Origin of the sequence: Vulcanisaeta distributa JCM 11216 (assembly GCF_001315985.1) — an archaeon.
GTDB lineage: Archaea > Thermoproteota > Thermoprotei > Thermoproteales > Thermocladiaceae > Vulcanisaeta > Vulcanisaeta distributa_E.
Map to the genome: position 1 here is coordinate 1 of NZ_BBBI01000056.1, position 1,131 is coordinate 1,131.

Annotated in this window: 1 pseudogene; it reads left to right on the forward strand. The window is 52.3% G+C overall.

What is annotated here, in order from left to right:
- Positions 1-1,131, forward strand: a pseudogene (locus tag JCM11216_RS14175) (hypothetical protein); the annotation flags it as partial.

A 1,131-nucleotide genomic window follows, 5' to 3' on the forward strand; every position in this document is an offset into this window, starting at 1 on the left:
TTGGGCCGTGAAGTCCTTAAGCCACTCCTTGAGGCGTTTAGGGACGATGCCAAGGCAATTGAGGTGATTAACAACTGGTGGGTTAGGCATGTCAACCGCATAAACGAGGCGTTAAGTAGCGGGGGGGCAAGTAGTGATGATTTGATGATCATCAATAGGCTTAGCATTAGAGAACTCACTAAAGCCCTGAAGCCCTTCGTCAATGCCAGGTACAGGGATGCCCTCATCATGAGGGCTTGGGATTCGGCTGTTAGGGAGGCCTTGCCGACGGCAGTCGGCGAGTTCCTTAGAGGCATTAACTATGGGGGGGGATGGGCTAAGGAGCAGGTCAGGGGGGGGTCTAGGGAGTTTAATGCCTTCATTAGGGAGTTTGGTGGGTTGCTTAAGTACGGTGCTGATGCCCTTGTTGGTGGTAAAGCCTTCAGTGAGGTTTTCCCGAGGATTGCATCAATAGCGAGGAACGACTTGCTTGTCGACTCTGTGGTTAAGCTTCACTTGGTCGTAACGGCTAGGGATGAGGTAATTGAGAGGCTAAGCAGTGGTGGCAGGTCCTCATTGATTGGGCTTATCGACTACGCGGATTCAATGCGCAGGCAACCGCTTGTCGCCCTGCTCGAGCTACTCAGTGAGCTTGGGGGGGTTAACTTCAACGAAGCCATTGAGTGGCAGTCATTCAGTGAGGAGTACGGTAAATTAGGCATTGAGCCCGGCGAGCTCAAGGCACTGGCCAGGGCATTGAGGGCGTTGTACGAGGATGGATTCATCAACATCGAGGCTGTCGAGGGCATCGCCAAGGACTTGGCTATCAAGGCTTCAGTGGCCAAGCCAAACAGTGAGGTGTTTAGGGAGTTTCATAGGGATTTGTGGAGGTTGGTGCTGGCGAGTGCCAGGGATGCTAGGAATGAGTTCGTGAGTGTTGGCTCGATGGGTGATGATGGGCTTAGGAATTTGCTAAGTAGGTATATGCCACCTAAGCTGGCAATCAACCTACTGGGCCAAGTCAGGCACTACGCAGTCAGTGAGGCTGAGGCGTTGTTGAGGAACCTAGCAAATAGCCTAGGCAAGAAGGTTGATGAGTTGAGGAATAAACTCAAGGACATGGAGGCTAGGTTAAGCGACTTGATCGGCAAC